Below are 22,169 nucleotides of genomic sequence, written 5' to 3' on the forward strand. Positions count from 1 at the left end.
AGGGGTTTTTTGTGCGTTTATGTTTTTTAATCCGCAAAATAAGGGATCAAGTCCAAAAGTTGGGGATTAAGCAAAAAGATTGGATAATCTGAATAAGAAGAAATCTATTTTTATTACCCCTCTAAACGGATCAAGTTTAAAAGTTGGGGATTAAGCAAAAAGATTGGGTAATCTGAATAAGAAGAAATCTATTTTCCTTACCCCTCAAACGGACTTTTAAACGCTTTTATTTTTGAATTAAAGATTCTGCAGCTGAATTTGTATTTCTATTGTCAAAGTAGTTTAGTATTGATTGATAATAAACTGTAATTGTATTTAGAACAGTTTTAAAGTTTTTAAAAACTATTATATACTACATATCTTTAAATTTTACTCATAATTGAGTTTGTAAAAGTTTTTTGTTTTGAATGTCTATAAGAATCTCGTATTATATTTTAATGAGAAGAAATAACTTTAAACATATTTATTTTAGCACATTATTATTGTTGTAAAGTCGTTAATTGCTATAATTTTGCTTATAAAAAAAGAGGCTGTCTACAATGGTAAACAGCCTCTTTTACTATGCTTTAGTATATTATTCTTGCTTTTTAATTTCATTTACAAACTTGGTCAATTTTTTACCGTATAATGATTGAGCTACTTTTGCCGTCATTGATTTTTGTATAGTATCTAAAAATTTGATATTGATATCATAAATTTCTGAAAGGGCAATGTATGGTGCTATTTCATGTTCTTTATGATTCACTGCAAAATTTGTTGCATAAAGATATCTTCTTTTAATGTTTGATTCTTCTTTTGTTTTTAGACTATCAAGTTTTTTGATATTGTTGAATTTAGTTGCTTTAAATTTTTGCTCAATAATAGTTAAATTTTCATCTTTAAACTGTGAGTCGATTTTTTTAAATTCTTCATAAAAGTCATGATTTACGGAGCCTGTTATTTTTGCATCATATGAAAACTGATCTAGATTGGTTTCAATTGTAATATTACCTGGCTCAGCAAAGAAAAGTAGATTGTTATCTAATGAATTGGATACTCCTCTGTTTAAAGACAAGTAAAACATTTCTGGAGATTCTAATGGGATATTTGTTTCAAACTTTGAGTCACCTTCAATTTTTATGGAATCAACTGTGACAAGTGTGGTGTCTTTTAATCGTTGAATGTATAAGGTTCCTTTTTTTAATCCTACTACATTTCCTGTGAGATGCAAGTTGTTTTTAGATTCGTTTTTTGTACAAGCAAGTATTGTTGAAAGTGTTACTAGAGCGAAAATAGTTTTTTTCATTTGAATTTTAATTTGGCGCAAAATAAAGAAAAATGTTGAATTGCAATACTATCTCTTACTGTTAATTAATAAAAAATCCCAATCTATTTCTAAATTGGGATTGAATAGTAGTGAAAATGAGTTATCCTTTTAACCAAGCCTCTTTTAAACTATTTTTTGAAGTATCTGTTGCGCTAAAGGTTTCTTTTTCTTCATAAGGTAAGGAAACTTTTCCAGTGATATTTTCTTCTTTACCATCTCTCTTTATTTTTAAAGTGATGTTGTCGTTTTCTTTCCATTCTTGACTTGTAGTTATCAATTCAAAAATATTTTCTTTGTTATAGACCTTGTTGTTGATGGCTGAAATAATGTCTCCTCCTTTTAAAGATAATCCTTTGAAGAATTCATTTAATTCAATGTTTGTTAATATTGTGATTTCACCTGTTTGTGGATTAATGGTTATGTATGGTGATTGTCCCTTTAGGAAAATACCTCCTGGGACTTTAACTGTTGATTTAGATACTCCTACTTTGTTTAGAAATAAGTCATAAGGAATTGGTGTTGGGCCTGAAACATAAGCTTTAAGGAAATCGCCTACTTCTGGATAGGTTAAAGAGACAATTTTATCAAATAATTCTTTGTCATCAAAAGCTTTTGTAACGCCATATTCATTTGATAATTTGTGCATTAAATCAAGAATTCCTCTTTTCCCTTCCGATTTTTCACGAATAATAATGTCAATACACATTCCAATTAAAGCTCCTTTCTGATAAACATTTAGATATTGTGCCTTGTACGGTTCTTGTAATACGTTTGCGCTCATTGTAGTGAAAGGCATAGTATCATTCATTCTTTTGGCTTGCTCGATTTTGTCAGCAATTCTTTCATAGAAAGCTTCTTCTGTAATCAAACCTTGATTGATTTGGAATAGGTTAGCAAAATATTCAGTTACACCTTCGTACATCCATAAATGTTCTGACATTTTTGGTGTGTTGTAATCAAAGTATTGTATCTCTTTTGAGTGAATGGTCAACGGAGTCACAATATGAAAAAATTCATGTGACACAACATCTTTCATTTGTTCTTGTAGCATGCTTAAAGGAATAGTTTCTGGCATTACAACTGTGGTTGCTGTAGGGTGCTCTAAAGCGCCAAAACCTTTAGCGTCGTTTGGTTTCATACTTGATAAGTACAATAGAACAGTATATTTTTTATTTGCATTGATTTTACCCAAAAATGTTTTTTGTGCGATCATCATTTTTTTCATTTCTGGAGTTATGCTTTCGGCTGTAATTTTTCCATTTGGTGAAAAAACGGCAATAGTAATATCCATTCCATCTACAGTGAATGTGGTATAATCTGGCTTAGCATACATTACTGGATTTTCAACAAGTTCACCATATCTAGAGACTATAAATTCATCTGAATTATTTTTTGCATCCATATCAATCATAGAAGTGGCTCCCCAAAGTGTTTCTGGGTGAGTAATGTTTACTCGATATGGGATTTCTTGTTTGTCTTGAAAATAGCCTACAAAACCATGCATGTTTACTACGAAATTGGTTCCTGCTTCAATATTAGTACCAGCTGGAGAAAAAATATCTTCTTGACCAAAACCTCTACCTTTTTCGGTATCGTAAGTGTCGTTTACAGAATATGTGATTTTGCTTAATTTTTTTGCTGATTGAATAGCCCAAGTATTCTCATCTATCTTTTTGACATCTAATAGTATTCCTTTTTCGTCAAATGCTTTCAGATCCTCTATGTAACGTCCATAATTGTCATTAGAATAAGTACCTGGAACTATTTTTGGAATACTATAAGTAATTTGATCAGAAGATAGTTTTGGAGCGTAAATAGTTACTTGTACTTTATCGTCTTTTACATCCGAAAGATTGATTGCAACTTTAACTTCCTGCTTACTTTTGTTTGTTGTCGAGATACCAGATTTACAACTTAACAGTATAGAGGACAAAGCTAAGGAGACTATTATTTTTTTCATGTTTTTTTGTTTAAGTTTTACGTTAGTCTATAAAGTCATGTATTTGTTACATGGAATTATACCTAGTGTTGTTTTTATATTAAATTCAAAAAAAACTCCTACTTAAAGCAGGAGTTGGTATGTATGTAGTTAATCTAATTTGTTTTTAATGTAATATTTGCCATCTAAATCTTCATCAAAATCATCTATTTTTAATGGTTTAGGTTTAGGTTTACTTGCAATTGCTTTCTTCTTCCACATTTCATATTTTTCTGCAGGCATTTTCTTTTTCATAAACTCTAATACTTCTTTTTCAGAAAGTCCGAATTCTTTTTTAATTATTTCGAAGGGATTTCTTTCTTCTAAGGCTAATGTAACAAGCTTTTCTGTTTGTTCCCAGTTCAATTCTTTGCGGTTACTCTTTTTCATCACATGAAAATTAATTCAAAATTGGTGTTAATGATTAATAAAATAGGTATCTAACGATATACCAATATTAATAAAAATAATAATTACTTTAATTAAAATGCTTCTTTTTTTTGTTTCTTAATCAATTTCTGGAGACCTGTGTTTTTGGAAAGGAATATTTAATAAGTTTTTTAACTCATTGTGTTCTTTTGGGTCTTGATGGGTGTCTATGCCGTAAATTATATCTTCTCTTTGCATGGTTTTGAATGTACCAAATAATCGATCCCAAACGGAAAAGATATTTCCATAGTTACTGTCCGTGTAAGGTAACTTATAATGATGGTGAGTTTTATGCATATCAGGTGAAACAATGAAGTAACTTAAAAAAACATCTAATTTTTTTGGTAAGGCTATGTTAGCATGATTGAATTGAGTCGCCACCACCGATAATGTTTGGTATAAGAAGACCATCCACATTGGGCTTCCAACGATAAAAACTCCTAATAGTGTAAAAGCAAAACGAATGACACTTTCTCCAGGGTGATGTCTATTGGCTGTTGTAGTATCTATCCAAGTATCTGTATGATGGATGAGATGAAAACGCCACAAAACTTTTGTTCGATGTTCAATAAGGTGAACAAGATAAGCTCCAATCAAATCCAATAGCAATAATCCAATAATTGCATACAACCATAGTGGCATTTCTGGTAGTATTTGAAGGATACCGAAATTATTCTCAACTGTCCAATCGGCTGTTTTTAGTAAAAGATAGGCCAAACAAAAATTAATTACAATGGTTGTTAATGTAAAAAAGATATTGATTCGAGCATGTTCCCATTTTTTGTAGTTGAAGTGGAATAAAGGGAATGTATTTTCAATGATCCAAAAAAAGGTAATTCCGCCCACAAGAATTAAACTTCTATGCGAGGATGGTATATTGGTAAAATAAGAAACAATTTCATTCATAAAATTTGATTAAGTTTTTTTTGGTTTTATGGAATAATTCTGAAAGTTAGGTTAATTCTAGGGCCAATTGGTTTTGTTGTTTTTGGAATCTGATGCGTCCAAAAATGTTGTGTAGTTCCTTTCATCAATAATAAACTACCATTTTCTAAAGTTAAATTTATTTTTTGATTGTCAAGATGATTGTGTTTGAGTTGAAACATTCTTTCTGCTCCAAAGCTCAATGAGGCTATGATGGGATTGGTTCCTAATTCTTTTTCATTGTCTGCATGCCATCCATTACTGTCTTTTCCGTCACGATAATAATTAAGTAATACCGTAGAATAAATTGCTTCTGTTGTTTTTTCTACTTTTTCTTTAATGCTCATAAGCAGTGGTGACCATTTATGAGGATGCATAGTAATATTCGAGTAAGAATAGGATTTTCCTTCGTTACCAAAAAGCGCAGTTAATCTGGGTTGTGGATACACTTTTCCATAGACTTTGATGTCGTCCTGTTGCCAAGGAACTTCCTTTTGTAAAGTATTAAAAAGAATATCTGATTCTTCAGTTGAGAAGAAATTGGGATAATAAATTATGGATGCGTCTGGAACTTCAAAAACAATAGGTTCAGGATCAAAAAGAGATTTCATAATGTAAAAATAAAGAGAAAAAGAACAAGGCTTTTGCTCTTTTTCTCTTTTTGATAAAAGATTATTTTTTATGCTTCTGAGTGGTCTTGTAATAGATTTTTATAGATGAAACCTGCAACTACTGCTCCTAAAATGGGTGCTAGCCAAAATAACCATATTTGACCTAAAGGTTCTCCTCCCACAAAAATAGCTTGTGACAATGAACGAGCAGGGTTTACAGAAGTATTGGTAATTGGAATACTGATTAAATGAATTAGCGTCAGAGCCAAACCAATGGCAACCCCAGCAAATTTTCCATTTGCAAATTTATCGGTAGCGCCTAGTATAACCAATAGAAAGAATAAGGTTAAAACAAATTCTGCTATAAATGCAGCTTGCATAGAATAACCATCAGGCGAGAAAGCTCCAAAACCGTTAGAAGCAAAAGCTCCAGCTTTGGTATTGTCGATTACGAAACCTACTTTTCCAGAAGCAATAGTGTACAATGTTCCTGCTGCGGCTATAGCACCAACACATTGTGCGATGATGTAAGGGGCTAGTTCTTTGGCTGAAAATCGTCCACCAGCCCATAAACCAAAAGAAACAGCGGGATTGAAATGCCCACCAGAAATGTGACCAACTGCATAAGCCATTGTTAGTACTGTTAAACCAAAAGCTAGAGCAACTCCAGCAAAGCCAATTCCTAAATCAGGTATGCCAGCAGCGAATAAAGCACTACCACAACCTCCAAAAACAAGCCAAAATGTTCCAAAAAATTCTGCAAATAGTTTTTTCATAAGTATTTAGTTTTTATATGGTTACTGGTTTGTTGTGAATTCTTAAAAAAATTAAAAGGTATAAGTGTAAGCCCAATACATCAGTAGGAATTGTAAGGGTAAACGCAGGTATAGCAACCATTTCGGAAGTCCCATACTCGCTTTTGGATTGGTTAACATAAAAATATGTGTTGGAAAAACAGCAAATAGCAGCAGGATAATTCCCCAAGCAGCATATTGTGTAGTTGGAGGAAACAGTAATGAAATTCCTAAAGCAATTTCGATTGCCCCACTTAAAAAGTTTAGTAAAGAGGGATTAGGAAAATAGGTAGGTATGATTTTTTGATATAAACGAGGAACTCTAAAATGATTGATTCCAGCAATTATATAGAGAAAAGCCATTACATACAAATGCCAAGGTGAATTCATAACAAGTTGTTTGTTACGAATTTATAAAAAAATTAACAGTTTGATGGTGTTATTGAAAAATATTTTGGCTTTGATTACTTTTTTGAAGAATTGGTATTCATTATTATGATAGCAACGATGATTAAAACAATTCCCAACCATTGTAGGATGTTTACTTTTTCATTCAAAAGAATGTAAGCCATTGTTACAGAAACGGGTAATTCAAGGGCAGAAACTATACTACCAAGTCCAATTCCAGTAAGAGGGAAACCTGCATTCATCAACAAAGGCGGAATAATCGTTCCAAAGAGAGCCAAAACAATTCCCCATTTAATAAAAATCCCCATTTGAAAAGGACCTACTTGGGTAACTAGCGCAAAACCAAACACGATGATGGCACCACCAAGCAGCATATATAAGCTTCGTTGGGCAGATGAGATATGATTAGCAATATGATTTGCAGTAAACATAGTAGCGGTAAAAGATGCAGCTGCAAGTAATCCTAAGACAATTCCTCTCCAATCCAATGAAGCCGTTGTAGCCATTACGTTGGTAGCCAAAAAAGTTCCTATTAAGACAATGATGACTGCGATTATTTTTTTGAGTGCTGGTAACTTTTTGTCGATGGTCATTTCTACGACTACACCCATCCAAACGGTTTGCATCAATAGTACAATAGCAATAGAAACTGGAATGTATTTTACAGCTAAATAATAGAAAACACTCGTCATTCCCAATGAAGTCCCAGCGGCGATGAGTTGGAAAATGTTTTTAGAAGTTGCTTTTACAACCGTATTTCCTTTTTTGTTTTTTTGAAATAAATTAATAAATAGCATACCAAGAATACCAAGTACGAATTGAGCAGTCGTTACTTCTGGAGTTGAATAACCTTCATCATAGGCCATTTTTACAAAAGTAGCCAACATTCCATAACTCGTTGCGCCTAATCCTACTAGAAAAACTCCTTTCAATACTTGATTCTTTGTCATTTTTTAATTTTTAAAAAGCGGGCAAAGATACGGCATTTCTTTTGAAACGATTCTTAAATGGTCAACTGGTTTAGAATAAACCTTGAAGGGGACTATTTTTTATGCCGATTTTCGTTGGGTCAAAGGCCAATTTCTGTTGTAAAAGAGAGGAATACACACTTCTAAAATCGATTTGGTATTTTAAATCGCCTTCGTCTAAATCTGTCAAGTTTGGATTTTTTCCAATAACGTTGCCTTTTGTATCGCCACCAATGACAAAAAGTGGTGCTGCTGTTCCGTGATCGGTTCCTTTTCCGTTGTCTTTTACTCGGCGACCAAATTCAGAAAAGACCACAATAGTTGTGTTTTGTAATACTTGTGCTTTTTTCAAATCACTATAACAACTAAAAATGGCATCATTGAGTTCGCTTAATTTATTTTGATGAATGGCCAATTGATTGTCGTGCGTATCAAATCCTCCGAGTGAGGTATAGTATACTTTAGAATTCAAATTTCCTTTTATCAGTTTAGCAATCCATTCTAAATTTTTGGCTAAACCAGTTTTTGGATAGCTAACTTCAGAAGGTGTACTTTTTTTGAGAGCATCTTGTATGGCATCGGCGCCTTCTGTAACAGAATTGGCAATTTTTCGAACAAAATCCAATTGTGGGTTGTTAGATAATTGATCTTTGGTTTCTGCAGCGTTACGGCTGTTGAACCGATTGGGGTCTTTTACTGTAATACTGTTGGGGTCTTCGCCTTTTAATGCTAATGTATCAATAGTATCGATGTTGATTCCTGCTGTGGGTTGGTGGTCATTGCATTGCAAATCTAAGTAGCGTCCAAGCCAACCTTGACTGAGGTATTCTTGATTAGTTGGAGCAGTTTGCCAAATTTCTTGGCTTCTAAAATGAGAGCGAACAGGATTAGCATATCCTACATTTTGGATGACCGTTAAATCACCATTTTGTTGCATTTTAGCAAAATCCTTTAGCGCAGGATGGAAACCCATTCCGTTATTTCCAGCAATAACGTTTTGTTTTGGGATCCCAATTGCTGGACGATGGTGATAGTACAATTCATCTTGATAAGGAATGTAAGTATTGAGTCCGTCGTTTCCGCCATTCAACTGAATAAAAATCACGCATTCATTTCCTGTAACAAGTTGTTGTGTGCCAAAGGCGTGAAGAAACTGAGGAAGAATCAATGTTCCTCCTGTAAAAGTTCCTGTTAGCGCTAAAAAATTTCTTCTGTTCATAACTTGGATTTAAATAAGTTGAAATTCAGGTGATTTTATGATAGCATTAAAAAGCCGAAGTACAGCGTTATTAGCTCCAAGCGATTGGGGGTCAAAATCGTACTTTAGTAATTTTTCAAGGTCTTGTTGCAAAGAGGCATCGGTAGAAAACAACAATCGGTCAGTCAGTTCTTTTATGATTTCTTTGTTTGTTCCTTTGTTGTTCCATTCCAATGAAATAGATAATGTCTGCTTTTTATCTAATGTATTTTCTCTCTCTTGTTTTGGTCTCGGAATACTTTTTCCGCTACAAAGCAAATCGGCAACATTGTTTCGTTGTAAGTATATTTGAGAGGTAAGCCAACTTTTTCCGCCGTCCCATCCTTTTACATTGGGTGGATTGAACAAATCCATACCTTGTTGTTTTAAGAAAAAAGCAATAGTGGTAGATTCTGGTCTTTGAGTTTTTAATTCACTAGTAAGCAATAGGATGTATTCTAATGGATTTTTAATTTTCGAACCTCCAGTATCGTTTTTAGCATATTGTTCCGAAAATATTTTGACTAACAATGGTTTAATTTCAAAATTGACTTTTCTGAAATAATCACCATAATAGGTTACTAATTCTTGTTTAGGTTCGTCATAAAGGAACCATTTTAGCATTTTTTGCGTTAGTAAATAGGGGATTTTTGGGTGATCAAAAATAGCATCTACCATTTCATCCAGTTTTAAAATTCCTTTTTTACCAAGGTATTCAATGGGTTCATTGTCTTCTAAAAATCGGCGATACATCGCTGTGGTTTCTCCAATTCCTAATCCTGCCAATCCTTTGGCTCCATTTTTTATGTCGGCCTCAGAGTAATTCCCTATGCCGAGAGTAAAAAGTTCTAGAAGTTCTCTGCTCAGGTTTTCGTTTAATTTCCCTTTTTTGTTGTCAACATTATCGAGGTAGCGCACCATTGCATTAGTTTGCATTGCTTTTTTTGTCAATGTTTTAAAATTGCCAAAAGCATTTTCTCTAAGGAGTTGGTTCTTTTGGAAAATCCAATAATTGACTTTGACTTTTTGATAAGCTGTAACAAAATGATTCTCCCAAAAAAGTGTCATCTTTTCTCTCAACGGAAAATCGGCTGTTTTCATTTCATCAATCCACCAAGCTTTTAATTCATTTGAGGTTTGGATTTCTTTTTTTAGCAATTCTTTACCAGCTTCTGAATCTTCTTTTCTGGTTTGTCTAGTTTTTTTGAGATCCTCTAATGACTTTGGACTGTCAGAAAGTAATGCAGGTGTGCTGGTATTGAAAGGCGCTTGAAACGATTGTTGAAGAAAATGTTCCATTCCTAATTTTTGAATCGCAAGGGCTTGTTGATTGCTAAAACCTAGTCGTTGAGACCAAAGAAACTCTTTTTTCATAGTCGAATCTATTTCAGGTAAGACTCAAGCGGTTGATAAAAGTTTAATTAAGCATTAAAAGGAATTGACCCAATCAAATTTACTTTTGATGATGTCTTGTTTGTATTCCTCTAAAAACGCAAGATAGGCCTTGGCTATTGGAGAGAAATTTTTGTTTTTGTGCCAAATTAAATTCCAAGTAGACTGTATGGGTAAGCCACGCACAGGAATGATTTGAAGATTACCTGTCGTGATTTCATTTTTTATTCCAATAATAGGCATAATAGAACAACCTAATCCAGCAATGACCGCTTGTTTTACGGCTTCATTACTAGTTAGTTCTAGTTTTTTCTTGACATTCAAATTGTTCAAAAGCATAAATTGCTCCATACTTTGTCGGGTTCCGGATCCCATTTCTCGTAGAATGATTGGAATGTTTTCTAAAATGTTTTTGTCGTATATTTTTTCTGGAAACTCGGTAGCTGAGTTCGAAACTAGAAACAAGCGATTGGGCATTAACTCTATTCGATTGACGGTTAAAGTCTCGGGTAAAATAGAAACCAAAGAAAAATCGACTTCATTTTTTTCTAAACTCTTAATCACTTTAGATTTATTGGTTACATCCAAAATTAATTCTACATCGGGATGCAATTTTAAGAAGTCGGTTAGAAAATAAGGCATAATGTACTTTCCGGTAGAGACAATAGAAATCTTTAGTCTTCCGCTCAATTTTCCTTGATAGGCTTGCATTTTATAGTTGATGGCGTGTACTTCGTTGATGATTTTTTCGGCGGCTAGTACAATTTCTTTTCCAAAATCAGTCACATACAGTTTTCTGCCAATAATTTCTGTTAGCGGAATTTCAAATTGGTCTTGAAAATTTTTGAGCTGAATAGAAACAGCGGGTTGGGTTAAATGCAGTTCTTCAGCCGCTTTAGTAATGCTTTGACATTGTGCTACTTTTAGAAATACTTGTAATTGGTGGAGCGTATAGTTCATAAAAATATTTAATGATGTTTATTACAAATATAAATAAAAATTAATGATTTGATTTATTGAATTTTGCCACAGAAAAAATAAAATTATGAACCATCAAGAGTTGACATTCTTTCAAAAAGTGAAATTAACGGCAGTACTTATTGTGTTATTTGTTGTGCTAGTCTTTGCTTTTTTAGAACCTGAGAATTCCTTTTTTAGTGTACTGTTAGTAATTGGTATCCTTTGTGGTACACAGATATTGAAAGATTTAAAATATAAACTTTAATTAAAATGACCCTTTTTATGGAAAAAGACTTCCAGTTTCAATTAATTGATGGAGAATTTACTCCCGCTGGAGCAGCCAAAGTGCTATTCCCTTTGATTAACAATAAGATTAATTATCATTCTTTGGAGAGTTTCAGTAATGAAATTCGATTCGATAAAGATGCTACCAACTCCAAGAAAAGAATTTCAGAGTTGCAAGAAGTACAGTTGCAAATTCAAGAATTATTAGAGGAAGCAGAAAATAACGGCTCAAAATTAAAAATCACTAGTCAAATTAAAATTGAGTTGGACAACGCTAAATAGTTTCAAAGGGCGTCAGCTTGTGATTGCCACTATGCATCATAAAGAGCAGGTGATGGCTCCTATTTTAGAGAAAGGCTTAGGTGTTATTTGCACCACGCCAAAAGATTTTGATACCGATATTTTTGGTACTTTTTCAGGAGAAATAACTAGAGTTTCTGATGCCTTGACCGTGGCGCGTCAGAAATGTTTAGCAGCAATTGTTGCCACAGATTGTGATTTGGCAGTGGCCTCCGAAGGTTCATTCGGTCCTCATCCTTCTGCCTATTTTGCAACAGCAGACGACGAATTGGTTGTTTTAATTGATCGACTTCATAATTTGGAGATTATCGGCAGAGCAGTAAGTTTTAAAACCAATTTTGCAGGGAAGGTTGTTGAATGTGAAAAGGATCTTCTCGATTTTGCCTCACAAGTAGATTTTCCGACGCACGGATTGATTTTGAGAAGTAGTCAGGAAAGTACTGAAGGAATGGTAAAAGGTATACTTTCTGAGAAAGTGCTATTGGAAAGTTTTCATGCTATACAATCGAATTATCATTCGGTATTTGTTGAAACAGATATGAGAGCTTTGTACAATCCTACCCGAATGGAAATCATTAGTATGGCTACAAAACAATTGGTTCAAAACGTTCAGTCCTTGTGTCCAGAATGTCAAACTCCAGGATTTACCATAACAGATGTCAAAACAGGTCTGCCTTGTTCTTGGTGCGGGAGTGCTACATCCTCGGTATTGAGTCATATTTATAGTTGTAAAAAGTGTTGTTATACCCAAGAAGATTGGTATCCGAAGCATAAAAAAACAGAGGATCCAGGTTTTTGTAATTATTGTAATCCTTAAAGAATGAGTAATACTAAAGATTTAACAAAGGCAATACAATTGCTACAAAAGGAATCAGTAGTAGCTATTCCTACTGAGACCGTTTATGGTTTGGCTGGAAATATATATAGTGAAAAAGCCATCCGAAGTATTTTTGAGTTAAAGAATCGACCGATGTACAATCCTTTGATTGTTCATTTGAAATCGTATACCGAATTAGAAAAAGTTGCTGCGAATATACCAAATAAAGCGAGATTGCTAGCTGAAACATTTTGGCCTGGACCATTAACATTGGTTCTTAAAAAACAAAATAACATTTCTGATTTGATAACTGCTGGTAAGGATACAGTTGCAGTTCGCGTACCCAATCATCCTGTTGCGCTGGCACTTTTAAATCAGTTGGATTTTCCTTTAGCTGCTCCAAGTGCGAATCCTTTTGGATCAATCAGTCCCACCACAGCAGCACATGTTGCGAATTATTTTGATTCCAGTTTAGTACATGTTTTAGATGGGGGAGCATGTTCGCAAGGTATCGAGTCTACGATTGTTGGATTTGAAGAAGACCAAGCTGTTTTGTATCGAGTAGGTGCTACATCAATAGCGGATATTGAAGCAATAGTTGGGTCTTTAAAAGTTTTTACCAAAGATGATGTAGCTCCTATAGCACCTGGGATGTTATCCAAGCATTATGCGCCTTCTACTAGTACAATTTTTACAGACGATGTTGAAAAAACACTTACAAATCTCACTAAAAAAAGGGTAGGTGTGGTGTCTTTCTGCAAGCAATATAACCACCCAGCTATTCATTATCAAAAAAAATTGTCTAGCAATGGTAGTTTAGAAGAAGCTGCCAATCGATTGTATGCAACACTTCATGAAATGGATGCTCAGCCTATTGATGTTATTATAGTCGAAAAAGTTCCTAACGAAGGCATTGGGGTAGCCATCAACGACAAGTTGCAAAGAGCCTCAGCAGTATAAATTTTAAAAAAAACAAAGCAAAACCTATGAATTTAGACTTATTAATTGAAAACGTTACTAATCCTGCATTGCTTTTCTTTCTACTCGGAATCATAGCCGTATACTTAAAAAGTGATTTAGAAATTCCAAATAATACCTCCAAGTTTATTTCTCTTTACCTTTTGTTTTCTATAGGGTTTAAAGGAGGGCAGGAGTTGGCGCATAGCGAAATCAATATTGATATATTCTGGTCCATTATATTTGGAATGGCAGTTTCTGTTTTGATACCCTTATACACTTTTTTCATCTTAAAGAAAAAATTTAGCATAGACAATTCAGGCGCTATTGCTGCGGCCTATGGTTCTGTGAGTGCGGTTACTTTTGTGACGGCGATTTCTTTTTTAGAGATGCAAGGTCATAGTTTTAGTGGACATATGGTCGCGGTTATGGCACTTATGGAAGCTCCAGCAATTATTGTGGGTGTAATTTTGATCAGAATGTATAGTAAAAAAAGCGCTACTGAACAGCCATCTAAATTATCTGAGGTTATTAAACATTCATTTACGAATGGAAGTGTATTGTTAATTATAGGTAGTTTAATAATTGGTTTGCTGGCTAGTGATAAAGCTGCTTTAGGAATCAAACCTTTTACAACAGATATTTTTAAAGGGTTTTTGGCAATATTCTTACTTGATATGGGAATTGTAAGTGGTAGAAAACTAGGTGACTTCTTTAAAAGTGGTTGGTTCAGTTTTTTCTTTGCCATCATTATTCCATTGATCAATGGTTGTATTGTTGCTTACCTGAGTCAATATGTTACAACAGATATTGGGAATCGCTTCATATTTGCCGTACTAGCTTCTAGTGCATCTTATATTGCAGTTCCAGCAGCAATGAAAATTGCCGTACCTAAGGCAAATCCGGGTATTTTTCTGCCAATGGCTTTAGCAGTTACGTTCCCTTTCAATATTACTTTCGGAATGCCAATTTATTTGTCGATTGTATTAGCGGGATAGTCTTTTGTTTTTTCTTTTTGAGTCAAATCACTTAGGTGCAATCGCAAAGCACCCACCGAAATGTTGATTTCCCAAAACGATAGTCCTAAGGAAAGCAGTAAAGCCAATAAACTAAAACCAAATAAGTAAATCCCAGCAATTTGTTGGTTAAGATACAGCAATAACATGGCGAAAACAGATAGAAATAAACTCATTACGCCTGCCATTTGCATGTACCGAATTAGCGTTAACCGCAAATTTAGATTTTTTATTTCTAACAAAATCATGCTGTTCTCTTTCTCTTTGTAGGCTTTTTTTAACCCACGAATGATTGTGGCTAAAGTTAAAAAACGATTAGTATAAGCCAATAAAATCAAGGAAGTTGCAGAGAATAGTAGTGCTGGGGTTTCTATTTGTAGGGTCATCTTTTTTTTTACAAAGGTCGGATAAGTTTGGTTTCGTTTCAAAAAAAAAACTTCGTTTCAGTAGTGAAACGAAGTTTTTTTTGAAGCTAAGTATGGAATTACATCGTCAAATTAAAAACTAAACCATTTTCATGGGTATAGGTAAATTTGTTGTCGCAATCCCCATTACCGTAATCAATTGTCCCGTTCAATAAGGTGCCTTTTACGGTTAGTTTTCCTTTTGAAACATAATTACAATCGTATTTTTTTACTAAAGACTCCGCTACTGTTAGTGTTAAGTTTGGTCCGTTTTCTTTGCTTACGGTATGATTTCCTTGTGTCATTTCGTAGGTGTTGTCTGAAAGTACTAATGGAGTACCGACTCCTTCAGTTTGTTTGATCGTATGTGTCCCAGCGTTCAAGAACACTATTCCTTCTAAGTTGGTAAGTTTTCCATTGGTAATGGTTTTGCTCCATTGAGGAATATTAGGGGTTACGGTTTCATTTACATATACTATTGTTCCTTCTACTTTTAATCCGTTTACATAATAGTTTTCGCGTTCTATTTTCATGGTAGCTTTTGGAGTACTTACTAAACCAGACAAAGTAATTTTCAATTTTCCTTTTCGAGTAATGTTGTTAGTAGTACAACCCGTTCCAAAGTCTATGGTTATAACTTTTGGAAAAACATTAGGTGTTAAGTTGTCTACGTTGATAGTGGCACAAGCTCCTACCAAAGAATTTACTGTTGATTTAGTTGATTTCGATAAAGAATTTTCGAAGGTTACTTGTGTTCCGGTTTTAAAATCCAGTTCGTTGATTGCATCAATAGTGGCCGAAGCTACTACTGTGTTGGTGTCTGTTGCATTTACTACTTCATCTTTGGTACAGGAAGTAAGATAAAAAGTGGCTACAATTATGGTTAGTAGTGCCAGTTTTACATTTTTCATAGTATCGTTTTTTAAGGTTTGGGTGCTTCAAAAATAGTAAAAGGAATGACATAGCCATACAATAACTATAAAATTTATTTTGAAGTTATTTGGATAAAAAACAGTATTTTAAAGTACAGTTAGTTCATTTACTATCAGACTATAAAAGAAAATTTTATTTTGTATTGCTTAGGAAACTTTACCCCAAAGGAATGAGCTTGTATTTGTCTAATCGAAAGTTTAAGTACATTTCTTTTGCGCTTTCTCTTTTTTCGCTAACTTCATATATGTCAGCACCTGCTTTTAATAGTTCGGTAAAAACACTTTGGAGTTGTTGAACTAAAATGTTGTTTGTGAAATCTGTACTTGGATTGTCTAGCATTTGTCTAGAATCAAGTATTGCTCTATGTAAACAGTTATTGCCATATGAATCGGTTGATTTTGGATTGGCATTTAGGTTTACCATTTTTTGTAGTAATTGAAAAGCTTTATGAAATCTTTTGGTATCTTTTTCTAAGGTAAAGGAATTAAAAATGGTTGCTCTGATACAATCATGAAGAACGGGAGCTGTCCAGTCATTAATAGCTGAAGTTTCCATAAAGTTTACATCTGCTCCTTTTTCGATTAAAAGCTCTGCAATTTCAAAATTTCCTGTTTTAAAAGAAAGTTGTAGTCCTGATTGACCATCGTCTTTTTTTGGAGGAGCAAAATTACACGTAGTTAAATATTCTGAATCTTCATTGATAAGTCTATTTACAGTAGCTATGTCTCCTTTTGCAATGGCATTGAAAAAATATTTAGCGTCTTTTTTTTTCATAGTTGCAATGATTATAGTTGATGTTGGACTCAATTTTCTTTAGGTTTATGGACTCTAGTTATTCTTAATAATTATGCATTTGCTTTGTCGAGTTTTTTATGTAAATAGTCAGAATAAAAGCCTGCCATTATCAAAGCGACTATGGTGCTTAACCCGAAGAAGGAATTTATATATACCAATGACGCTTCTGGTGTTGTCATGGCAACTGAACCATAGCCCAAACTTCCGTATATAGTCGATAATAGTGCAAACAATGCAGCTAGAATAGAAACGCCTCGAATTCTGAAACGGAAAGTTGCCCAAAGTAAAACGATGATCAATAGGTATTGGTCATCTGCATGATCGAAAGCTACCAAAACACAGATAAGGATAGTAACCAATCCTAAGGACAAAGCTTCTATTAGCGAAGTGGCGATAATTTTGATATGATAACGGTACAGCCAAGAGGTTAAAAATGGCGTTAGGATAATCGTTCCAATTAGGTCCCCTTGCCACCAAATAGTCCAATTGAATATGAAATGATTTGGAACACTTAGTTCAAAAAGTGATATGGCACTTACTCCAAGTAAAGAACAGATAGCCGAATAAAATACACTAATTGCCAAAAATATAATGACACTCCAGCCTGTCTTTAAAGGATAAGTCCCTTTGTTTAAAAGATTAATAAAATACGCTCCTAAAGCTGCACCTAATGTAACACCACAAGCTACCAAAACTGCTGATAAAATGGTTGAGATTAATGATATTTCAAGCATTTGGCTGGTGTCCCAAAAAGAAAACAGATTGGCGATCACTGATCCAATCCAAACGCCAATTAATGTTTTTCTACCCATAATTAAAACCGAGGCTAATGCAAATCCAGCTGCGGTGTAAATTGGAGCGATGTTGTCTGGAGTAACTGTAATTTGATAGCTAATAAAGGCTAGGGCATTATAAATAAAAGCTACTAATGCAATTTTTATGGGAGTTGATTTTAAAAAAGAAGGTAGGAAATAATCGTTGGAAGCTTGTTTGTACATGTTTTGAGAGCTTTGAAATTTCTCAATAAAAATACACAATTTTCGGTTCAGTTAAACAGTTGTAAAAGTTCTGTTTTTCTGAGAAGAAAGCAAAAAAAACCTGCAAATCTTGATTTGCAGGTTGATTATTATAATAAAAAAATGGTTTATTTTATCATTTCAAAACTTCTTTTTACAAAGGCAGTCAAAGCTTCTCCTTTTAATAAGTTTTGAGATAATTTAGCCAAATCAAGGGCTTGTTTTACCAAGTTTTCTTGAACCGTTTTGTCTTCGTTGTTCAAGATACTAGTAGCCAAATCTGAATTGGTGTTCACCACTAAATTGTACATTTCTGGGAAATTACCCATTCCAAACATTCCACCGCCACCGGTTTGACTCATTTCTTTCATACGGCGCATGAATTCTGGTTGCGTGATGATGAATGGAGCTGTATTGCTATCTAAAGCTTCTAATTGAACCGTATACGTTTGTTTAGGAACAATAGTTTCAACTACCGTTTTCAAACTTTCTTGTTCTTCTGTAGATAATTTAGAAATTGTAGTTTCTTCTTTTTTGATCAAATTATCAATGTGATCAGAATCTACACGAACAAAAGTTAGTCCGTTATTGTCTGATTCTAATTTTTGAATCAAGTGAGGAATGATTGGAGAATCTAGCAACAATACTTGATACCCTTTATCTTTTGCAATTTCGATATAAGAGTGTTGTGCTTCTTTGTTTCCAGCATACAATACCACCAATTTACCATCTTTGTCCGTTTGGTTTTCTTTAATGGCTTCTTTCAATTCATCAAGAGTGAAATATTTATCATCTACCGTTGGATACAATACAAAGGCTCCAGCTTTTTCATAGAACTTGTCTTCAGAAAGCATTCCGTACTCCAATACAATTTTGATATCGTTCCATTTGGCTTCAAAATCAGCTCTGTTTTCGTTGAACAATGATTTCAACTTATCTGCAACTTTTCGGGTGATGTAGTTCGAAATTTTCTTCACTGCACCATCCGCTTGCAATCCAGAACGAGAAACGTTCAATGGAATGTCTGGAGAATCTACCACTCCGCGAAGCATCATTAAAAATTCTGGAACAATACCTTCTACGTTATCAGTTACGTAAACTTGGTTTTGGAACAATTGAATTTTATCTTTTTGGATTTGTAAATCAGCCCCTAATTTTGGGAAATACAAAATACCAGTTAAGTTGAAAGGATAATCAACATTTAAGTGAATATGAAACAATGGCTCTTCAAACTGCATTGGATACAATTCACGATAGAAGTTTTTGTAATCTTCATCTTTTAAATCTACAGGTTGTTTGGTCCAAGCTGGATTTGGATTGTTGATGATGTTGTCAACTTCGATAGTTTCTGCTGTATAATCTTCAGGAGCATCTTCTGGCTTAGGAAGTGTTTCAGTTTTAGTTCCAAATTTAATTGGAATAGGCATGAACTTGTTGTATTTGTTCAATAACTCTCTGATTTTGCTTTCTTCCAAAAATTCTAAAGAATCTTCTGCTACGTGCAATACGATTTCAGTACCGCGATCTGTTTTGTCTGCTGGTTCCAAAGAAAATTCTGGGCTACCGTCACAGGTCCAGTGTGCAGCCGGTTCGTCTTTATATGATTTAGTGAAGATTTCTACTTTTTCAGCCACCATAAAAGCGGAGTAAAATCCTAATCCGAAGTGTCCAATAATTCCAGAGTCTTTAGCAGAATCTTTGTATTTATCCAAAAACTCTTCTGCTCCAGAAAAAGCAACTTGATTGATGTATTTTTCCACTTCATCAGCCGTCATTCCTAGACCTTGGTCAATGATGTGAATTTTTTTCCCCTCTTTGTCAATTTTAACTTCAATGATTGGATTGCCATACTCTACTTTAGCCTCTCCGATACTGGTTAGGTGCTTTAATTTTAGAGTAGCATCGGTTCCATTTGAAATCAATTCACGCAAGAAAATTTCGTGATCACTGTATAAAAACTTTTTGATTAGGGGAAAGATGTTTTCTACCGAAACATTAATTTTACCTGTTGTCATAATTATAATAGTATTTTAAGTTGAATTTGATGCTAACTCTATTTCAAATAGGATACCATTTGTCATAAAAATGACAAAATGTCACGACTGTTATTTTTTTGTAAAAAACAGAAATATTCGTGTTAAAGCCATTTTTTGAGTTGTACCTTTGTCAAAATATTAATTTCAAATTTGTTATAGTTATGAGGAAATTTATTCTATTGGGCACCTTTGTTTTTTTGCTTTTTGCATGTAAATCAAGTGTCCCAGCAGTTGGCCCCGCAGCTCCCGTTGCAGCAACTAAGTTGGATAAAAAATCACAAGTTGCCATTAAAGGGAATTGGCAAATTACAGATGTTACGTACCCTGGTTCTGAGTTTTTAAAAGTAAATTCATTCAATATTGCAGATTCTAAATGCTTTATTGGTAGTACTTGGAATTTCATTTCCAACAACAACAAGGGTAGTATGGCATTGACTAGTGCAGGATGTCCTTCGTTTTCTTCGCCTATTGTATGGAGTATTAATAAAGAAGGAATGTTTGTCCTTAAGATTGTTGAGGCAGGCGTGAAGGCTAAAACCGTTCAATCCGGATTTTTGTTGAAAGTAGCCAATCAAACAGAGACTACTTTTGAACTTATCGACAAAATTGATGTAGCAGGACAGCAAAAAGATATTGTTTATCATTTTAAAAAAACTAACTAATTTTTAGAACACATGAAAAAAATCACTATACTAAGCTTAAGTGCGTTATTTCTCTTAAGTAGTTTTTTCACAGCTTGTAACTCAGTAAAGAATGCTAATAACACGCAAAAAGGAGCTGGAATTGGTATTGCTGCTGGTGCACTTATTGGAGGAATATTGGGTAACAATTTAGGAAAAGGAGGAAATGCGGCATTAGGTGCTGCTATTGGAGCCGCCGTTGGTGGTGGTGCAGGAGCTTTGATCGGAAATAAGATGGACAAGCAAGCGAGAGAGATTAATCAAGCTTTGCCAGGTGCAGAAGTAGAACGTGTAGGAGAAGGAATACACTTCACTTTGAATGAAAATGCGGTGCGATTTAATACCAATAAATCAAGTCTAACTCCACAAGCACAAGCCAACCTTAATAAACTTATTCCTGTTTTTAAAGAATACGGCGATACCAATATCGAAATTTTTGGATACACCGATAGCTCTGGAAAACCAGAATATAATTTGACCCTTTCTGAAAAAAGAGCCGAATCTGTTAAGATGTATTTAATTGGAAAAGGATTAGCAGCCAGCCGATTTAAAACCTCAGGTTTTGGAATTGCAGATCCTATCGCTCCGAATGATACGCCAGAAGGTATGGCTAAAAATCGTAGAGTAGAATTTGCGATTACTGCCAATGCCAAAATGATTCAAGATGCCAAAAATGGTCAATAATTCGATTTAGAAAAGAAAACTAAAAAGCTGTTTCTTTGGAGACAGCTTTTTTTTATATAAAATGAAATTTTCAACAGCTTATTTTTTCTAAAGCCACTATCTTTGTTTTTTATTAATGATACAATAAATAATGCTTGAAGTTCAAAATATTTCCTTCGCTTATACAGACAAAGCGATTATTCAGAATGTTGATTTTACCGTAGAAAAAGGACAAAATATTGCATTAATTGGCGAGAGCGGTTGTGGCAAAAGTACTTTGTTGAAACTTATTTATGGGATCTATGATTTAAATGAAGGAAAAATTTTCTTTAATAAGACACGCGTACTAGGACCCAAATACAACTTGATTCCTGGAATGCCCTTTATGAAATATCTGGCTCAAGATTTTGATTTGATGCCTTATGAAACAGTTGCAGAAAATGTAGGTAAGTTTTTATCCAACGGGTTTATGCCTTTAAAAAAATTGCGTGTTCAAGAATTACTCGAAATGGTCGAAATGACAGAGTATGCCAAAGAACGCGCCAAAGATTTGAGTGGAGGACAGCAACAACGAGTAGCATTGGCCAAGGTTTTAGCAGTAGAACCTCAGGTGTTATTGTTAGATGAACCGTTTAGCCACATTGATAATTTTAGAAAAAATGCCTTGCGTCGTAATTTATTTGCTTATTTAAAGAAAAAAGAAATTACGTGTATTATTGCTACCCATGACAGTACCGATGCTTTATCTTTTTCAGATGAAACCATCGTCCTGCAACAAGGAAGAGTAATTGAAAAAGCGCCTTCGGCAGACGTTTATCAATTTCCGATTAACAAATACGTAGCTTCTTTATTTGGAGAAGTAAATGAATTAAAAATGTCACAATTAATGCCTATTGAGGGTGAGGATGAACAAGTATTGCTGTATCCGCATCAATTAAAGGTCTCTCCTGTTGGAACAGTGAAAGCTGTGGTAAAACAATCTTATTTTAAAGGAAGCCGTTTTTTAATTAAAGCCGCTTTTGATAGAAAAGCTATTTTCTTTGAACACGAAACGGCACTAGAATTGAACCAAGAGGTACTATTGAAGATCATGTAACTTCCAAAGTGAATATAAAAAAAGAGACAACTTTTTCGAGAGCCACTGAAAAACCACGTCAATTTTGATAGACCTCGTTTTTAGATAAAAAAAACGCTTATAATTGGATTTTAATCTTCCTTTTATAAGCGTTTTTCCTTTGTGATTAATTTTTTAATGGGATT

Annotated in this window: 23 protein-coding genes; 7 read left to right on the top strand and 16 right to left on the bottom strand. The window is 34.0% G+C overall.

Annotation, left to right across the window (positions count from 1 at the left end; all coding sequences use genetic code 11):
- Positions 1 to 574 precede the first annotated feature (574 nt).
- The 11 genes from WFZ86_RS19515 to WFZ86_RS19565 form a co-directional block, all read right to left on the bottom strand.
- Positions 575 to 1,285, bottom strand: a complete 711-nt coding sequence (locus WFZ86_RS19515; protein ID WP_342693506.1) for a DUF4369 domain-containing protein — start codon at positions 1,283 to 1,285, stop codon at positions 575 to 577.
- 121 nt (positions 1,286 to 1,406) lie between these two features.
- Entirely contained in the window at positions 1,407 to 3,266 is a 1,860-nt protein-coding gene (locus WFZ86_RS19520) for a M61 family metallopeptidase (protein ID WP_342693507.1), read from the bottom strand.
- Positions 3,267 to 3,395: 129 nt separating this feature from the next.
- Positions 3,396 to 3,674: a DUF2805 domain-containing protein gene (locus tag WFZ86_RS19525; protein ID WP_159686937.1), complete on the bottom strand. Its 279-nt coding sequence runs from the start codon at positions 3,672 to 3,674 to the stop codon at positions 3,396 to 3,398.
- Between the two features lie 117 nt (positions 3,675 to 3,791).
- Positions 3,792 to 4,619, bottom strand: a complete 828-nt coding sequence (locus tag WFZ86_RS19530) for a sterol desaturase family protein (protein ID WP_342693508.1) — start codon at positions 4,617 to 4,619, stop codon at positions 3,792 to 3,794.
- Positions 4,620 to 4,645: 26 nt separating this feature from the next.
- Positions 4,646 to 5,248: an alpha-ketoglutarate-dependent dioxygenase AlkB family protein gene (locus WFZ86_RS19535; RefSeq protein ID WP_342693509.1), complete on the bottom strand. Its 603-nt coding sequence runs from the start codon at positions 5,246 to 5,248 to the stop codon at positions 4,646 to 4,648.
- A 68-nt stretch (positions 5,249 to 5,316) separates the two neighbouring features.
- On the bottom strand, positions 5,317 to 6,024 hold the full coding sequence (gene aqpZ, locus WFZ86_RS19540) for an aquaporin Z (RefSeq protein ID WP_342693510.1): 708 nt from the start codon (positions 6,022 to 6,024) through the stop codon (positions 5,317 to 5,319).
- Between the two features lie 51 nt (positions 6,025 to 6,075).
- On the bottom strand, positions 6,076 to 6,432 hold the full coding sequence (locus tag WFZ86_RS19545; protein ID WP_342693511.1) for a DoxX family protein: 357 nt from the start codon (positions 6,430 to 6,432) through the stop codon (positions 6,076 to 6,078).
- Between the two features lie 74 nt (positions 6,433 to 6,506).
- Positions 6,507 to 7,400, bottom strand: a complete 894-nt coding sequence (locus tag WFZ86_RS19550) for an EamA family transporter (protein ID WP_342693512.1) — start codon at positions 7,398 to 7,400, stop codon at positions 6,507 to 6,509.
- Between the two features lie 70 nt (positions 7,401 to 7,470).
- Positions 7,471 to 8,637 carry a DUF1501 domain-containing protein gene (locus WFZ86_RS19555; RefSeq protein ID WP_342693513.1) on the bottom strand — a complete coding sequence of 389 codons (1,167 nt, stop codon included), beginning with the start codon at positions 8,635 to 8,637 and terminating at the stop codon, positions 7,471 to 7,473.
- Between the two features lie 9 nt (positions 8,638 to 8,646).
- Positions 8,647 to 10,029, bottom strand: coding sequence for a DUF1800 domain-containing protein (locus tag WFZ86_RS19560; protein WP_342693514.1), 1,383 nt, complete (start codon positions 10,027 to 10,029; stop codon positions 8,647 to 8,649).
- A 54-nt stretch (positions 10,030 to 10,083) separates the two neighbouring features.
- The gene (locus tag WFZ86_RS19565) at positions 10,084 to 11,007 is read right to left on the bottom strand and encodes a LysR family transcriptional regulator (protein ID WP_342693515.1); all 924 of its coding nucleotides are present in this window, start codon (positions 11,005 to 11,007) and stop codon (positions 10,084 to 10,086) included.
- 282 nt (positions 11,008 to 11,289) lie between these two features.
- Between WFZ86_RS19565 and WFZ86_RS19570 the strand changes: the two genes are divergently transcribed.
- The 4 genes from WFZ86_RS19570 to WFZ86_RS19585 are packed head-to-tail and all read left to right on the top strand — an operon-like array spanning position 11,290 to position 14,364.
- The gene (locus WFZ86_RS19570; protein WP_342693516.1) at positions 11,290 to 11,574 is read left to right on the top strand and encodes a hypothetical protein; all 285 of its coding nucleotides are present in this window, start codon (positions 11,290 to 11,292) and stop codon (positions 11,572 to 11,574) included.
- Positions 11,552 to 12,409 (top strand): DUF6671 family protein, encoded by an 858-nt coding sequence (locus WFZ86_RS19575; RefSeq protein WP_342693517.1) that lies wholly within the window; start codon positions 11,552 to 11,554, stop codon positions 12,407 to 12,409. The genes WFZ86_RS19570 and WFZ86_RS19575 overlap by 23 nt, the downstream gene beginning before the upstream one ends.
- 3 nt (positions 12,410 to 12,412) lie before the next feature.
- On the top strand, positions 12,413 to 13,369 hold the full coding sequence (locus WFZ86_RS19580; RefSeq protein ID WP_342693518.1) for an L-threonylcarbamoyladenylate synthase: 957 nt from the start codon (positions 12,413 to 12,415) through the stop codon (positions 13,367 to 13,369).
- Positions 13,370 to 13,395: 26 nt separating this feature from the next.
- Positions 13,396 to 14,364 carry a sodium-dependent bicarbonate transport family permease gene (locus WFZ86_RS19585; RefSeq protein WP_342693519.1) on the top strand — a complete coding sequence of 323 codons (969 nt, stop codon included), beginning with the start codon at positions 13,396 to 13,398 and terminating at the stop codon, positions 14,362 to 14,364.
- Here the strand turns inward: WFZ86_RS19585 and WFZ86_RS19590 are convergent.
- From WFZ86_RS19590 to htpG, 5 genes are all read right to left on the bottom strand, one after another.
- The gene (locus WFZ86_RS19590; protein ID WP_159686898.1) at positions 14,337 to 14,768 is read right to left on the bottom strand and encodes a DUF2721 domain-containing protein; all 432 of its coding nucleotides are present in this window, start codon (positions 14,766 to 14,768) and stop codon (positions 14,337 to 14,339) included. The genes WFZ86_RS19585 and WFZ86_RS19590 overlap by 28 nt on opposite strands.
- 98 nt (positions 14,769 to 14,866) lie before the next feature.
- Positions 14,867 to 15,697: a hypothetical protein gene (locus WFZ86_RS19595; RefSeq protein WP_342693520.1), complete on the bottom strand. Its 831-nt coding sequence runs from the start codon at positions 15,695 to 15,697 to the stop codon at positions 14,867 to 14,869.
- 178 nt (positions 15,698 to 15,875) lie between these two features.
- A complete protein-coding gene (locus WFZ86_RS19600; protein WP_342693521.1) occupies positions 15,876 to 16,493 on the bottom strand; it encodes an ankyrin repeat domain-containing protein in 618 nt (205 codons plus the stop codon).
- A gap of 71 nt (positions 16,494 to 16,564) precedes the next feature.
- On the bottom strand, positions 16,565 to 17,512 hold the full coding sequence (locus WFZ86_RS19605; RefSeq protein WP_342693522.1) for an MASE1 domain-containing protein: 948 nt from the start codon (positions 17,510 to 17,512) through the stop codon (positions 16,565 to 16,567).
- A gap of 146 nt (positions 17,513 to 17,658) precedes the next feature.
- Complete coding sequence (gene htpG, locus WFZ86_RS19610) at positions 17,659 to 19,545, bottom strand: molecular chaperone HtpG (RefSeq protein WP_342693523.1); 1,887 nt, start codon at positions 19,543 to 19,545, stop codon at positions 17,659 to 17,661.
- Between the two features lie 182 nt (positions 19,546 to 19,727).
- Between htpG and WFZ86_RS19615 the strand changes: the two genes are divergently transcribed.
- From WFZ86_RS19615 to WFZ86_RS19625, 3 genes are all read left to right on the top strand, one after another.
- The gene (locus WFZ86_RS19615) at positions 19,728 to 20,228 is read left to right on the top strand and encodes a hypothetical protein (RefSeq protein ID WP_342693524.1); all 501 of its coding nucleotides are present in this window, start codon (positions 19,728 to 19,730) and stop codon (positions 20,226 to 20,228) included.
- A 12-nt stretch (positions 20,229 to 20,240) separates the two neighbouring features.
- A complete protein-coding gene (locus WFZ86_RS19620) occupies positions 20,241 to 20,930 on the top strand; it encodes a YiaD family glycine zipper/OmpA-like lipoprotein (protein WP_342693525.1) in 690 nt (229 codons plus the stop codon).
- Between the two features lie 130 nt (positions 20,931 to 21,060).
- A complete protein-coding gene (locus tag WFZ86_RS19625; RefSeq protein ID WP_342693526.1) occupies positions 21,061 to 22,005 on the top strand; it encodes an ABC transporter ATP-binding protein in 945 nt (314 codons plus the stop codon).
- Positions 22,006 to 22,169: the final 164 nt, after the last annotated feature.

This window comes from Flavobacterium polysaccharolyticum (genome assembly GCF_038739875.1).
GTDB lineage: Bacteria > Bacteroidota > Bacteroidia > Flavobacteriales > Flavobacteriaceae > Flavobacterium > Flavobacterium polysaccharolyticum.

Coding starts and splice junctions, on each gene's coding strand:
- WFZ86_RS19515 (WP_342693506.1), bottom strand. CDS start 1,285: ATGAAAAAAACTATTTTCGCTCTAGTAACACTTTCAACAATACTTGCT.
- WFZ86_RS19520 (WP_342693507.1), bottom strand. CDS start 3,266: ATGAAAAAAATAATAGTCTCCTTAGCTTTGTCCTCTATACTGTTAAGT.
- WFZ86_RS19525 (WP_159686937.1), bottom strand. CDS start 3,674: ATGAAAAAGAGTAACCGCAAAGAATTGAACTGGGAACAAACAGAAAAG.
- WFZ86_RS19530 (WP_342693508.1), bottom strand. CDS start 4,619: ATGAATGAAATTGTTTCTTATTTTACCAATATACCATCCTCGCATAGA.
- WFZ86_RS19535 (WP_342693509.1), bottom strand. CDS start 5,248: ATGAAATCTCTTTTTGATCCTGAACCTATTGTTTTTGAAGTTCCAGAC.
- aqpZ (WP_342693510.1), bottom strand. CDS start 6,024: ATGAAAAAACTATTTGCAGAATTTTTTGGAACATTTTGGCTTGTTTTT.
- WFZ86_RS19545 (WP_342693511.1), bottom strand. CDS start 6,432: ATGAATTCACCTTGGCATTTGTATGTAATGGCTTTTCTCTATATAATT.
- WFZ86_RS19550 (WP_342693512.1), bottom strand. CDS start 7,400: ATGACAAAGAATCAAGTATTGAAAGGAGTTTTTCTAGTAGGATTAGGC.
- WFZ86_RS19555 (WP_342693513.1), bottom strand. CDS start 8,637: ATGAACAGAAGAAATTTTTTAGCGCTAACAGGAACTTTTACAGGAGGA.
- WFZ86_RS19560 (WP_342693514.1), bottom strand. CDS start 10,029: ATGAAAAAAGAGTTTCTTTGGTCTCAACGACTAGGTTTTAGCAATCAA.
- WFZ86_RS19565 (WP_342693515.1), bottom strand. CDS start 11,007: ATGAACTATACGCTCCACCAATTACAAGTATTTCTAAAAGTAGCACAA.
- WFZ86_RS19570 (WP_342693516.1), top strand. CDS start 11,290: ATGGAAAAAGACTTCCAGTTTCAATTAATTGATGGAGAATTTACTCCC.
- WFZ86_RS19580 (WP_342693518.1), top strand. CDS start 12,413: ATGAGTAATACTAAAGATTTAACAAAGGCAATACAATTGCTACAAAAG.
- WFZ86_RS19585 (WP_342693519.1), top strand. CDS start 13,396: ATGAATTTAGACTTATTAATTGAAAACGTTACTAATCCTGCATTGCTT.
- WFZ86_RS19590 (WP_159686898.1), bottom strand. CDS start 14,768: ATGACCCTACAAATAGAAACCCCAGCACTACTATTCTCTGCAACTTCC.
- WFZ86_RS19595 (WP_342693520.1), bottom strand. CDS start 15,697: ATGAAAAATGTAAAACTGGCACTACTAACCATAATTGTAGCCACTTTT.
- WFZ86_RS19600 (WP_342693521.1), bottom strand. CDS start 16,493: ATGAAAAAAAAAGACGCTAAATATTTTTTCAATGCCATTGCAAAAGGA.
- WFZ86_RS19605 (WP_342693522.1), bottom strand. CDS start 17,512: ATGTACAAACAAGCTTCCAACGATTATTTCCTACCTTCTTTTTTAAAA.
- htpG (WP_342693523.1), bottom strand. CDS start 19,545: ATGACAACAGGTAAAATTAATGTTTCGGTAGAAAACATCTTTCCCCTA.
- WFZ86_RS19615 (WP_342693524.1), top strand. CDS start 19,728: ATGAGGAAATTTATTCTATTGGGCACCTTTGTTTTTTTGCTTTTTGCA.
- WFZ86_RS19620 (WP_342693525.1), top strand. CDS start 20,241: ATGAAAAAAATCACTATACTAAGCTTAAGTGCGTTATTTCTCTTAAGT.
- WFZ86_RS19625 (WP_342693526.1), top strand. CDS start 21,061: ATGCTTGAAGTTCAAAATATTTCCTTCGCTTATACAGACAAAGCGATT.